At 62.7% G+C, this 12,855-nt stretch carries 13 protein-coding genes and 1 pseudogene; 9 read left to right on the forward strand and 5 right to left on the reverse strand.

Going from position 1 to position 12,855, the window contains the following annotated elements:
* Positions 1-23: 23 nt before the first annotated feature.
* The 5 genes and pseudogenes from FJ319_04050 to FJ319_04070 all read right to left on the reverse strand — a co-directional run bounded on the left by FJ319_04050 (position 24) and on the right by FJ319_04070 (position 4,205).
* The gene (locus tag FJ319_04050; GenBank protein MBM3933463.1) at positions 24-371 is read right to left on the reverse strand and encodes an HIT domain-containing protein; all 348 of its coding nucleotides are present in this window, start codon (positions 369-371) and stop codon (positions 24-26) included.
* Positions 368-1,828: a DNA replication protein DnaC gene (locus FJ319_04055; GenBank protein MBM3933464.1), complete on the reverse strand. Its 1,461-nt coding sequence runs from the start codon at positions 1,826-1,828 to the stop codon at positions 368-370. Before FJ319_04055 ends, FJ319_04050 begins: the two co-directional genes overlap by 4 nt.
* Positions 1,737-2,429 carry a DnaD domain protein gene (locus tag FJ319_04060; GenBank protein MBM3933465.1) on the reverse strand — a complete coding sequence of 231 codons (693 nt, stop codon included), beginning with the start codon at positions 2,427-2,429 and terminating at the stop codon, positions 1,737-1,739. Before FJ319_04060 ends, FJ319_04055 begins: the two co-directional genes overlap by 92 nt.
* A complete protein-coding gene (gene dnaB / locus FJ319_04065; protein ID MBM3933466.1) occupies positions 2,430-3,806 on the reverse strand; it encodes a replicative DNA helicase in 1,377 nt (458 codons plus the stop codon). It lies immediately after the preceding gene.
* Positions 3,807-4,097: 291 nt separating this feature from the next.
* A pseudogene (locus FJ319_04070) lies at positions 4,098-4,205 on the reverse strand (FHA domain-containing protein).
* Between the two features lie 600 nt (positions 4,206-4,805).
* Between FJ319_04070 and rpsP the strand changes: the two are divergent.
* The 9 genes from rpsP (at position 4,806) to uvrB (ending at position 12,703) form a co-directional block, all read left to right on the forward strand.
* A complete protein-coding gene (gene rpsP, locus FJ319_04075; GenBank protein MBM3933467.1) occupies positions 4,806-5,063 on the forward strand; it encodes a 30S ribosomal protein S16 in 258 nt (85 codons plus the stop codon).
* Between the two features lie 5 nt (positions 5,064-5,068).
* Positions 5,069-5,296 carry a KH domain-containing protein gene (locus FJ319_04080; protein ID MBM3933468.1) on the forward strand — a complete coding sequence of 76 codons (228 nt, stop codon included), beginning with the start codon at positions 5,069-5,071 and terminating at the stop codon, positions 5,294-5,296.
* Positions 5,293-5,844, forward strand: coding sequence for a 16S rRNA processing protein RimM (rimM, locus tag FJ319_04085; GenBank protein ID MBM3933469.1), 552 nt, complete (start codon positions 5,293-5,295; stop codon positions 5,842-5,844). Before FJ319_04080 ends, rimM begins: the two co-directional genes overlap by 4 nt.
* Positions 5,845-5,966: 122 nt before the next feature.
* The gene (locus FJ319_04090) at positions 5,967-6,728 is read left to right on the forward strand and encodes a YebC/PmpR family DNA-binding transcriptional regulator (GenBank protein ID MBM3933470.1); all 762 of its coding nucleotides are present in this window, start codon (positions 5,967-5,969) and stop codon (positions 6,726-6,728) included.
* Between the two features lie 152 nt (positions 6,729-6,880).
* Entirely contained in the window at positions 6,881-7,375 is a 495-nt protein-coding gene (gene ruvC / locus FJ319_04095) for a crossover junction endodeoxyribonuclease RuvC (GenBank protein ID MBM3933471.1), read from the forward strand.
* Positions 7,376-7,440: 65 nt separating this feature from the next.
* Complete coding sequence (gene ruvA / locus FJ319_04100) at positions 7,441-8,016, forward strand: Holliday junction branch migration protein RuvA (protein MBM3933472.1); 576 nt, start codon at positions 7,441-7,443, stop codon at positions 8,014-8,016.
* Positions 8,017-8,023: 7 nt separating this feature from the next.
* Positions 8,024-8,800: a class I SAM-dependent methyltransferase gene (locus FJ319_04105; GenBank protein MBM3933473.1), complete on the forward strand. Its 777-nt coding sequence runs from the start codon at positions 8,024-8,026 to the stop codon at positions 8,798-8,800.
* 195 nt (positions 8,801-8,995) lie between these two features.
* Positions 8,996-10,399, forward strand: coding sequence for a trypsin-like serine protease (locus FJ319_04110; GenBank protein ID MBM3933474.1), 1,404 nt, complete (start codon positions 8,996-8,998; stop codon positions 10,397-10,399).
* Positions 10,400-10,711: 312 nt separating this feature from the next.
* On the forward strand, positions 10,712-12,703 hold the full coding sequence (gene uvrB, locus FJ319_04115) for an excinuclease ABC subunit UvrB (GenBank protein MBM3933475.1): 1,992 nt from the start codon (positions 10,712-10,714) through the stop codon (positions 12,701-12,703).
* Positions 12,704-12,855 lie beyond the last annotated feature (152 nt).

The raw sequence follows: 12,855 nt of genomic DNA on the forward strand, positions 1-12,855 counted from the left end.
AACTACCAACTACTAACTACTTACTACCCTCTCCTCACGTACAGCCCCAGCGGCGTGCCGCCGATGACGTGCACGTGGCCGTGCGGCTGCGACTGCATGGCATCGTGGCCGAAGTTGGACAGGATGCGAAACCCTCCCGGGCAGTGCTCCTGGCCCAGCCTGCTTGCCAGCTCGCCGATGCGGCCAAGGAGCGGCCCGCTGCCCCACAGCTCGGCCTGGCTCATGTGCTTGCGCGGGATGAGCAGGAGCATCACGGGGACCCATGTGAGGATGTTGCGAAAGACCAGGATGTCGTCATCCTGGTAGAGGACTCGCGCGGGCTCACGACCCGCAACTATCTCGCAGAAGACGCAGTGGGCTTGACCCGTCATCGGCCCTGGTCCGCCCGCCGGGGCGCGGCACGGCGGGCCGCCGCTCCGCGCTGGCCGTCCCGGTTCTTGTTGCGGTAGTCCGGCGCGTCCATCCTGACAAGCTGCCCCACAGAAGGGTCCTGCACGCGCGATCCGATTGGGCCGCGCTCCTTTGTGAAATCAATCATGCTGGTTATCACCGTCGGCAGGCGGGCGTTGTGGCGGTGGACAACGATCTGGTACAGCTTCTCGTTCGCCCAGGGGCTGCTATGCTCCTGCCCCAGATCGTCAAGGATCAACAGGGGTGCGTTTTTGATCTCGTCGAAGATGTTGTCGTAGGTCACCTTCGCTTCCGGGCTGAAGGTGTAGCGCAGATAGTCCAGGAGCTCGGGCACGAACGCGTAGAACACGGGCCGACCGCGCTTGAGTTGCTCCACCGCGATCGCCACAGCCAGGTGCGTCTTTCCGACGCCGGTCTCCCCAATAATCGTCAGCCAGCCGTCCGGGTCCGCCGCGTAGTTCCTGGCGACGCGCATTGCGTTATCAAGGCTGGCGCGCTGTTCGGCGCTCGGGTTGTTTCCGCGGCTGTCGAACAGCTCGAATGTCATCCGCTGGAGCATCTGGGGCTCGATGCCTCCGAGCCGCTTCGCCCTCGGCTGGGCCATACCCGGAAGCTCCAGTATCCGGCTCAGGCCCGGCGTCCTGATCCTGCTGACGATGTACCGGTCAAGCTCGTCCAGCGAGCCCGAAATGGTCATCACCGTCGGCAGCTCAAGGTCGAAGCGGTGGTTGACGATCTGCATCAGCTTCTCTTCCGCCCAGGGGGTCGTGCTGTAGTTGCCGATGCCGTCCAGAATGAGAAGAGGGGTGCTTTTGACCTGCTCGAAGAGCTGGCTGTAGGCAATCTCGCTCGTTGGGCTGAAGGTGGAGCGCAGGTGGTCCAGAAGGTCAGCCACGTGCGTGAACAGCACAATGTTGCCTTGCTGGATAACCCTGTTGCCTATGGCCGCGGCCAGGTGCGTCTTGCCGGCCCCATTCGGCCCGGTCAGCACGAGCCACCCTTTCGGGTCCGCGGCAAAGGCCAGCGCCGCATCGTACGCGGCGCGTATTTGCGGTTGCGGGGCGTCTTTGGCGCGACCGTCCGGGCAAAACGTCTCAAAGGTAAAGCGCTTCAGGTTACCAAGGTTGCTGTACCGCAAAAGCCGGTGGTGGCGCTCGTCCACGATCCGCTGCTGCTGGCAGTCGCATGCGATTATGCGGCCGAAGTCGTGGTGGCCCACCGGCACATCAGGCGTGAACCAGCCACGGCCGCCGCACCTCTCGCAAGTGGATACCGGCGGCTGAGATCCCTCCACCGGGGGAAAGCCGTCGCCGTTCGCCGGAGGCCTAATAGCGAGTTTTTTGAATATATCGCCCAGGTCCTGCATCGTCTCTGCCTTCTCGTCCTTCTCTGTCCCAACGGTCCAGGATTGCGGCAATGTACCGCCAGCTCCGCCTGTTGCTCGTCACCGCCGCCTTGAACGCGTCCCGTATCCAGGTCTCAGGGTAGGACTGCTCCGCCAGTTTCAGCTCTTCCGCAATCATTGGGCTCATCAGGCCGATGTTGTCCTCGTAGAGCTTGAAGATATTCGGCCGTGAATCTTCCGCGGCGTCTGTGTCGGCCGGCGACGCCGCACCGGACACCTGGGGCGACGGTGTTGTCCGCGGTAGCGCGGTGAGACCCTCCATAGCCCTGCGCTCGGACTCTGCATTCAGCATGAACACCTGGGTGCGCGCCCCGTCTATGGTGGCCGTGCCGGCGATGAACGTTCTCCTGGAGACTGCCTTCGCCATCGTCTCTTCAGCGCATCGCCTGGCAGACTCAGCCCCAGGCCCGAAGACCCTGAGGCAGGTCTGGTCTGTCATCAGGTCGTCAACCGTCAAATACCTCGGATACGTGCGCTTGTGGTGGAGCAGCCAGATTGCACGAAGCGTTACCTTCAACTCCTGAAGGTCGTCAATCTCCTCAAGCAGCTGGCCCAGAACGGGGGTCGGGACGGGCGTATACCTCGGCCTGGGCGGGAATCCCGCGAAAGCCATTTACGCGAACTCCCTGGACCGGTGTTGAAGAGTCGCATTCTCGAAGCGCACCAGGTCGTTCCTGAAGTACAAAGGCACTGTTCCCACCGGCCCGTTGCGGTGTTTCGCAAAGATTATCTCGGCGATGTTCTCGGGGAAAGGCTCGCTGGGGTGACTTTTTGCCCATTCGTCCCTGTTCATGTACTTGTCTTCGCGGTGAATGAAGGCGACCACGTCTGCGTCCTGCTCAATGGAGCCGCTCTCCCGGAGGTCCGAGAGCATCGGTCGGTGGTTGGGGCGCTGCTCCACGGCGCGGCTGAGTTGGGAGAGGGCGAGGATGGGCACGTCCAGCTCCCTGGCGACGCCCTTGATGGACCGGGAAATCTCTCCCATCTCCTGGACGCGGTTGTCCGTCCTGCCGGAGCCCATGATGAGCTGGAGGTAGTCGATTATCACGAAGTCCAGCCCGCGCTCCATCTGGAGCCGGCGCACCTTGCCGCGCATCTCGACAATGCCCTGGAAGGGCGTGTCGTCGATGTATATGGGCAGCTCGGAAAGCGTGCCGATAGCATCCAGCTCTCGCTGGCGCTCGGCCTCACTGAGCATGCCTATCCTCATGCGGTGGCTATCGACTTTGGCCTCGCTGGCTAGCAGCCTCACCGCGATCTGGCGCGCACTCATCTCCAGGCTGAAGATGCCCGTGACCATGCCTTGTTCCGCCGCGTTCCGGGCGATGTTGAAGGCGAGCGTGCTCTTGCCGAGGCTGGGACGGGCGGCGAGGACGACCATATCCGAGCGCTGCAGGCCGCCGCCGAGCAGCTTGTCCATATCCAGGAAGCCCGTGCTTACGGGGGCGAGGTGCTGGTCGCGCGCCGCGTCCAGGCTCGCCATCTCCTCCATGTACTGGTCCAGCACTTCTCGGAGCTGAACAAAGTCGCGTGTGCCTTTGCCTGTGCGCACTTTGAACAACAGGTCTTCTGCGCGCGACAGCGCCGCATCCGTATCGGCAGCGCCCTCGTAGCCGATCGCAGCAATGTCGCTGGCTGCCGAAATAAGCTGGCGCATCACAGACGTGCGCTGGACTATACCGGCGTAGTGGGCGATGTGGACGGATGTGGGGACCGACCGTACAAGGTGGGCCAGATAGGCCGCGCCGCCCACGTCCTCCAGCTTGCCGCGGAGGGCGAGTTCGTGTGCTATCGTCACCTGGTTGATTGCCTCGCGCCGGTCGAACAGCGTCAGGCACGCCTCGTAGCACCAGCGTGACTTGGCCATGTAGAAGTCGCCAGGCTTGATAAGAGACGTGACTTTGGCGAGCGCTTCGTCGTCGATGAGGATGGAGCCGACGACGGCTTCCTCGGCGACGGGATCGTTTGGTAGAAGACGTTCAGCGTACACTCAGTGTTAACCCCCCGGCACCGCTTGTCGCATCCGTCGCCGACGGCCTTACGCAGCCGTTCCTGACACACATGTTCTGCATCGGAAAGGCCAGAGCGGGGCTCATGTGTAAACCGTGCTCAACAAAAAGGAAAGGTTCGCAGGTAGATCGAGTGCGCCCGGACCAGGGCGTACGGCCTCGTGGCATACCAGTATCTTAGTGCTTCCCCGGAACTTCCTCAAGCGAGGAAGGCAGCAAAAAAGGCCGCCATTTGGGCGGCCTTTTCAGGCGAAACGGAGTAACGCGTTAGCTCTTCGGGGCCTCGGCTTCGGCGGCGGGCGCCTCGGCGGCGACGGCGACTGCCTCGGCCTCCGGGGCCGGAGCGGCCTCGCCCTCAGGCTTGGCTTCCTTCGACTTGAGGAACGTCTCAGCATCCATCGTCAGCGGGTGGACGACGACCCTTATCGTCGCCTTGACGTCCGCGTGGAGCTTGACAACCACGTCGTAAGAGCCAACTTCACGCAGCGGCTCCTTCAGGTCAACCACTCGCCTGTCGATGGTGCGCTCGATCTGCTTCGAAAGAGCTTCAGACACCACCGCGTTGGTAACAGAGCCGTACAGGCGGCCGCTTGCGCCGGCGCGCATCGGAATGCCGACCTGCTTGCCTTCAAGTTGCGATGCCAGGCCCTTCAGGTCCTGCATCGTCTTGACGCGCTCTGAGTCTGCATGCTTCTTCAGGCGCTCCACCCGGAGCAGGGCTTCGCGGGTGGCCGGTGTGGCCAGATTCTTTGGAATAAGGTAGTTGCGCGCGAAGCCGGCCTTTACAGTCTTGATCTCTCCGCCGTTGGCTACCCCTTGAACGTCTGCAAGGAAAACGACCTTCATTTCAAGATACCCCTGGGATTTGTTGCAACCTGCGAATTATAACACGGTAAGTGCCTGCGTTGACAAGTGCATTGAAAGAAAGCTAGAATCTCCTTTACGCTCAAATTTGAATAATACTCGGAAAGTGGTGTCCAATGTTGCGAATTCGCCTACGTCGCGTAGGTGCCAAGAAGAAGCCCAGCTACAGGATCGTCGTCGCGGACCAGCACGCATCCCGCAACGGCGCCTTTGTGGACCAGATCGGGCACTATGACCCTATGATCAACCCTCCCGCCGTCACCATAGATGAGGAAAAGACGCTCAAGTGGCTCCGCACCGGCGCGCAGCCCAGCGAGTCCGTCGCGCAGATCCTCAAGAAGACCGGTGTCCTCGAAAAGGTCAAGCAGGCCTGAGCCCCATGAAAGAGCTCGTCGAGTACATAGCGCGCTCGATCGCAACCCATCCGGACCAGGTCCAGGTAACAGAGGAGACCTCCGGAGGGAGGATAATCCTGCGCCTGACCGTTTCACCGGAGGACAAGGGCAAGATCATCGGGCGCGAGGGCACGGTGGCGCAGTCCATTCGCGCCCTCCTCCGTGTCGCCGCTGTAAAACAGGGTACGCGCGCGGTCCTCGAAATAGACTGACCTCTCCGCAATTGCCAGCACAAGACCAGCAACGCCACGGACCCGCGACCCCGCCCGACGGCCATATCGTCGTTGGGAAAGTCGTGAGTCCGTGGGGCATTTCCGGCGAGCTCAAGGTAGAGTCTATGACCGACGTGCCGGGCCGCCTTGACAAAGGGAGCCAGGTCCAACTGAACGGCCGCCCGGCCATAATCGTATCGTCGCGACAGGCCAAGGGACTGCACATAGTCGAGCTCGATACCGTGCCCGACCGCAACACGGCCGAGACACTTCACGGCGCGCTTCTCACCATTCCACAGGACCAGACCCCCAGGCTCCCTGACGGCACCTTCTACCACTACGAGATCCTCGGCATTGACGTCCGGACCGAAGGCGGTGAGCCGCTGGGGCAGGTCACGGAGATCATGACCACGGGCGGGAACGACGTTTACGTCGTGTCCGGCGCGGACAGCCAGGACATCCTTTTGCCCGCCGTCAAGGACGTTGTGCTGCATATCGACGTGGGCAAGCGCCAAATGGTTGTACGGCTCATCGAAGGGCTGCGGTAGCTTCCGCCGCTCCCGAGCCCCGTGCTAAAATTGTCCACGAGCCGATACAACGTTTACCAGGGCCACCCAGCCGCACGGGCCTGTATCGCCCTGCAAGGTAACAGAGTTTTCAGGAGACTCCCATGTCAGGTCACTCAAAATGGGCAACGATAAAACACGCGAAGGCAGCCACCGATCAGAAACGTGGCGCCCTTTTCACCAAGCTGTCCAAGGAGATAATCGTTGCCGCGCGCATGGGCGGCGGTGACCCGGAAGGCAACTTCAGGCTGCGGCTCGCGGTGCAAAAGGCCCGCGACAGCAATATGCCTGTCGATAACATCAACCGCGCAATCAAGAAGGGCACCGGAGAGATGAAGGACGGCGAAGTGCCCGTTGAGATGGTGTACGAGGGCTACGGCCCCGGCGGCATCGCCATCATAGTACAGGCCGTCAGCGACAACCGAAACCGCACCGTCTCCGACATTCGCTCCAACTTCACCAAGCGCGGAGGCTCCCTTGCGGAGAGCGGCGCGGTCTCCTGGCAGTTTGCGCAGAAAGGCGTCCTCACGGCGGACATCGGCAGCCCGGACAAAGCGGATGACATGACGCTCACGGCAATAGACGCCGGCGCAGACGACATCAATGCCGAGAGCACAACGCTCACTGTCTACTGCCCCCCGGAAACCATGGAGAAGGTGAGGCGGTCCCTAACCGAGGCCGGCGCCACAGTCTCGTCTGCGGAGCTCTCGATGGTCCCCAAAGTGATGGTGCCGATGGATGAGAAATCCGCGCTGTCAGCCCTGAAGTTGCTGGACATACTGGAGGACCTGGACGATGTCCAGAAGGTCTTCTCCAACGGCGACTTCCCAGACTCGGCGATAGAGCAGTACCGGAACGGTAACTAACAGGAAAGTCAAGAAAAGCTCAGGGGCACACACATGTGTGCCCCTTGTCATTATACGCGTCCCTGATAGCCGCGCGATTCATCGCGCGGGCTACGAAGCCGGCAGCATCGGATCAAATACACCTGACTGCGGAACCCTTCGGGAGGTCCGACATGCGCATCCTCGGAATCGACCCGGGGACATACAAAATGGGCGTCGCGGTAGTGGAGTACGACGGCGCGCGTTACAGCGCCCTCTATTTTGATGTAATCACAACGCCTTTGAAGCAGCCCCTGTCGCGCAGGCTGGACTGCATTTTTGAGCGCCTGACAGACATCGTCGACCGGTGGAAGCCCACCGAAGTCGCCCTTGAGGAGCCCTTCGCCGCGAAGAACATCAAGGCGGCGCTGGCGACAGGACAGGCCCAGGCGATCGCTCTCCTTGTCGCCGCCCGGGCCGGCCTGGACGCAAGCGTCTACGCACCGGCACAGGTGAAGCGTGCCGTAGTAGACTACGGCGTGGGAACAAAGGAGCAGGTCCAGGAGATGGTCCAGATAATCCTGGGCCTTGATTCCACACCAAAGTCAACGGACGCCGCGGACGCTCTGGCCGTAGCCATCTGCCACATCAACGGCGCACGGGCATCCGAAATTGAGATGCGCGAGTAACGCCCACCGTCAAAAGCCATTGTGATAACCTGTTCCAACATCCTGCAACTTCGGACTTGTCCCTCATGATAACTGGAATTGAAGGCAAGCTGGTGAACATCGGCATCGGCTGGGTGGAGGTCTTCGTAGGCGGCTTCACCTTACGGGTCAACGTGCCGGTTCCCATGGCGGACTCCGTCGGGGCGATCGGCGAGACTGTGAGGCTCTACACCTCGTTCCAGGTGCGTGAAGACGGCATGTCGCTCTACGGCTTCAGCAACACCGAGTACCGGCAGGCATTCGAGGCGTTGCTCACAGTTAATGGAGTCGGCAACAAGGTGGCCATGTCCGTCCTCTCCCGCCTCTCGCCGGAATCGCTTGCCGCGGCAGTGGCGACGGGCGACACGGATGCCTTCAAGGGCATCCCGGGTGTCGGCCCCAAGACCGGCAGCCGCATCGTACTCGAGCTCAAGGGCAAGCTCAACATCGAGCTCACTGCCGCGCCGGCGGCGGCGGGGGAGGGGGATGTTTTGCAGGCGCTTACGGCGTTGGGGTACACCGTAGCGGAGGCGACGCAGGCGGCGGCGTCAGTACCGAAGGGCGCGGGGTTGACATTTGAGGACAGGGTGCGCATGAGCCTGCAGTTCCTGGCGGGGCGGTAGCACAGCCATGGAGAGCAATCCTTACGATTCATGCGCGGACGTTTACGATGCCATCTACTCGTACGTACAGGATGACATACCCTTCTACGTGGAAGAGGCCGTCGAGTCCGTAGGGCCGGTGCTGGAGCTGGGGTGCGGGACGGGCAGGGTGGCTATTCCGATCGCCGAGGCGGGCGTGGAGGTTGTGGGGCTGGACTTTTCGAAGCAGATGCTCCAGGTAGCGCGGCGCAAAGCGAAGCAGGCGATGCCACGAGGCGAGAGCAAGCTGACGCTCGTGCACGGCGATATGCGGGACTTCTCTCTCGACCGCAAGTTCAAGCTCGTTATCATTCCCTTCAGGGGATTCCTCTCGCTACTCACTGTGGACGACCAGGTGAAGTGCCTGGAGACGATCAGGCGCCACCTTGAGCCGGACGGGCGGCTGATCTTCGATATCTTCGTGCCGGACCCGCAGATGCTGGCGCAGGACGAGGACATCGCCTACCACCTCAGGGACGTCGAGGACGGGGAGGGTGGGAAGATCGTCCTGTGGCACCAGACAAGGTACGACCACTACAGCCAGGCCATGTCCGTGCGGGTTACCGCGGACGTGGTCGCGCCCGGAGGGGACGTTTCCCGCCGCATCTACCGCGAATTCGACCTCCGCTACGCGCATCGCTGGGAGATGCACCACCTTCTCCGCACCTGCGGCTACGAAGTGCTTGACCTGTTCGGGGACTTTGGGATGTCGCCGTTTGAGGAGGGGAGCGAAGAGATGATATGGGTGGCGCGCGCCGCACGCTGAAGCCCGCGCGGGCATTCGAGCGGTTGGACGAGTTAGACGGGTTGGACGGGTTGGACGGGTTGGACGGCGGCCTCTTCAAAGGGTCTTAACATCCGCTTGCTAAAATACCCTCCTGAATGGCAGCCACGTTGTATCTATCGCTGGTGCATCGGATGCCGATGTACCAACCCACATTTTGCCGTTCAGGGGTCGTTTATGTCACGAAAGCACATATTCAGTCTCGCGTTGCCCTTCGTTTCTCTCCTGAGCATTATTGCCGTCGCCGCGTGCGGCGACGCCTCACCCACTGCCACGCCTACGTCCGAGCCTGCGTCGCCAGCGACGATTCCGCCTGAAGTTGCGACCCAGACGCCGGCCCCTCCCGCGGAGCCTACGTCCGCCGGCGCCCAGGGCTCCGCGCCGACGCAGACCGCGCGGCCGATCGACATCATGTCGCCTGCCCAGGCGTCCACGGCAACGCCGCCGGTCGTTGCGCCGTCGGCAACGGCCGCTCCCGCGCCAACGGCTGCGCCTCCGGTCCCGACGCCCACGCCGCTGCCCGCAGCGGTGGTGGACCAGATCATGGGGCACCCGGACGCCGTGGCGGCCGCCGTGGACCAGGCGATGAGCAGCCTTTACGAGCGCGTGCTGCCTTCAGTGGTCCACATCCGCGTCCAGCGGCGGACGACTTCCGGCGCGTTCGTGGACCTGGGCGAGGGCTCCGGCTTCGTTTGGGACAAGCAGGGCCACATTGTGACGAACAATCACGTTGTCAGCGGCGCAGCGCGCGTAATCGTCATTTTCCACGACGGCACGGAGGCGAACGCGACGGTGCTCGGCGTCGATCCTTATGCTGACCTTGCGGCGCTGAAGGTTGACCTGCCGGCCGAGCGGCTGACGCCTGTTGCACTCGGCGACGACAGCGAGGTAAAGGTCGGACAGATGGCGATAGCCATCGGCAACCCCTTCGGCCAGGACTTCACGATGACGAAGGGCATTGTGAGCGCCCTCGGCCGCACCATTGAGGGGCTGGTGGCATCGTACACGAACCCCGAGATCATCCAGACAGACGCGCCGATCAACCCGGGCAACTCCGGTGGGCCTTTGCTTGACAGGCTGGGGCGCGTGATCGGCATCAACACACAGATCATCAGCGAGACGGGCGGCTCGGCGGGCATCGGCTTCGCGGTGCCTGTGGACACGGCGAAGCGGGTGGTCCCCGACCTCATCTCGAAGGGCAAGTACGAGTACGCCTACCTGGGGATCAGCGGCGGCGACCTCTACCCGGAGCTGGCCGCGGCGCTGGGAGTGGAGACGACCCTCAAGGGCATCTACATGGAGCAGGTATTCACCGGAGGGCCGGCCAGCCAGGCCGGGCTGATGGCGACGACGATCACAAGCGACGCCCGCGGCAACCCGGTGGTCCGGCGCGGCGACATTATCCTGGCGCTCGACGGCGTGCCGATGAAGTCGATGAAGGACCTCAGCGCGCACATGGTCAGGCACCGCAGGCCGGGCGACACGGTAAAGGTCACGATTTTGAGGGCGAGCGGCATTACTGTGACCGTGGACGTGGTCGTTTCCGTGCGGCCGATATCGCAGCTGACGGACAACCATTAAGAGGCGCACGGGTGACGTGTGGGCGGAAGCCGTGGGCGAATGAAGTCAGGGCGGAAGGCGTGGGCGAATGGGGACGTGGGCGAATGTCCGGCATGCCCCTGGAACGTTGCCTGATGATGAGGCGGTCTGGCCCTGCGGCGTCGCCTGAACGATCCTTCGTCCGCCGCAGCGGACTCAGGATGACAAAGGTGGGGAGCGCCCCAGGATAGGCCTCCCCATTTTCCCCTCGCCAGAGGGGGGCAGTCTGGACTACAATATCCATGCGGCCATCTGTTCCAATTCCCTCGTTTTGCGCCACGGGAGAGCTGTCTCATGCCCCAGTTCAAGATCGAATCGCATTTTGTGCCAACCGGCGACCAGCCGCTTGCTATTGCGAAGCTGGTGGACGGCGTGGGGCGCGGCAACAAGCACCAGACGCTGCTGGGCGTTACCGGCAGCGGCAAGACGTTCACGATGGCGTGCGTCATCGAGCGCCTGCAGCGTCCTGCGCTGGTGATCGCCCACAACAAGACGCTGGCGGCGCAGCTCACGACCGAGTTCCAGGAGTTCTTCCCCACCAACTCCGTCGAGTACTTCGTCAGCTACTACGACTACTACCAGCCCGAGGCGTACGTGCCCCGGACGGACACATATATCGAGAAGGACTCCGACATCAACGAGCAGCTAGACAAGCTGCGCCATTCGGCGACGCGGGCGGTGCTGACCCGCCGGGACGTGATAATCGTCGCGTCTGTTTCTTGCATCTTCGGCCTGGGCTCGCCGGAGGAGTACCAGAGCTTCGTCGCGTACATCCGCAAGGGCGAGAAGCGCAGCCGTAACAAGCTGATGCGGCAGCTCGTGGACATGCAGTACGAGCGCAACGACATTGACTTCTCGCGCGGGAAGTTCCGTGTCCGCGGCGACACGCTGGAAATCCTGCCGGCGTACGAGGACGAGGTGGGCGTACGCATCGAGTTCTGGGGCGACGAGGTGGAGAGGATCACAACGCTCGACCCGCTGACCGGGGAGATACTGACCGACCGCGAGGACATCGAGATATACCCGGCGAAGCACTTCGTGACGTCCAAAGAGAAGCTGAACGAGGCGATCAACGACATCGAGAAGGAGCTCGTGGAGCGGCTGGCCGTCCTGAACGGGCAGGGGAAGCCGCTGGAAGCGCAGCGCCTGGAGTCGCGGACACGGTACGACATTGAGATGCTGCGGGAAACCGGCTACTGTTCCGGCGTCGAGAACTACTCTCTGCACCTTTCGCGCCGCCAGCCGGGGAGCACGCCGTACACCCTCATGGACTACCTCCCGGACGACTTCCTGCTGTTCGTCGACGAGTCGCATATGACGCTCCCGCAGGTGCGGGCGATGTACGGCGGCGACCGGTCCCGCAAGGAGGTGCTGGTGGAGTACGGCTTCCGCCTGCCGTCGGCGCTCGACAACCGGCCGCTCAACTTCGCCGAGTTCGAGGAGCGCATCAACCAGGTCGTATACGTCTCCGCAACGCCGGGGCCGTACGAGTACGAGCAGTCGAAGCACGTAGTGCAGCAGGTCATCCGCCCCACGGGGCTGCTGGACCCGATAATCGAGGTCAAGCCGACGAAGGGGCAGATTGACGACCTGCTTTACCAGGTGCGGGTGCGCGTGGACCTGGGGGAGCGGACGCTCGTAACGACTCTGACGAAGCGCATGGCGGAGGAGCTTTCGGACTACCTGAAGGAGGCCGGAATCAAGACGCAGTACCTCCACTCAGAGGTTGAGACGCTGGAGCGCACCGAGATCCTGCGCGACCTGCGGCTGGGCGTCTACGACGTGGTGGTGGGGATCAACCTGCTGCGAGAGGGGCTGGACCTGCCTGAGGTGAGCCTCGTGGCCATCCTGGACGCGGACAAGGAGGGCTTCCTGCGATCCCGGATGTCAATGATCCAGACGATAGGCCGCGCGGCGCGCCACATCGACGGTCGAGTCATCATGTACGCCGACAAGGTGACGGACTCGATGAAGGACGCGATAGAGGAGACCGACCGCCGCCGCGCGCTGCAGGAGGCGTACAACCGCGAGCACGGCATCACGCCGCAGGGCATCCGCAAGACCGTGCACGACATCACGGAGCGCGTGCGGATGATCGCGGAGACGCGCACGCCGTACGTCGTGAAGACGGACATCCCGAAGGACGACCTGCAGCGGCTGATCAAGGACCTTGAGGTCCAGATGAAGGAAGCGGCCCGCAACCTCGAGTTCGAGAAGGCGGCGCTAATCCGCGACCAGATACTGGACATCAAGAAGGTGATGGCGGAAGACCCGGTGAGGAAGTAGTCCGCAGATTTCACGGATTCAGGAAAAGGATTAAGGGTTTTTTGTTCCGTCTGGTATCGACGGTGAGGACGTGCGGGGCCATGTCCAGGCGGAGCGCAGGATGAAGGCCAGGAGCAGCACCTCGATTCCGATGGAGAGGCCGTAGAAGGACG

This window comes from SAR202 cluster bacterium (genome assembly GCA_016872355.1).
In the GTDB taxonomy this organism is placed as follows: domain Bacteria; phylum Chloroflexota; class Dehalococcoidia; order Lucifugimonadales; family VGZY01; genus VGZY01.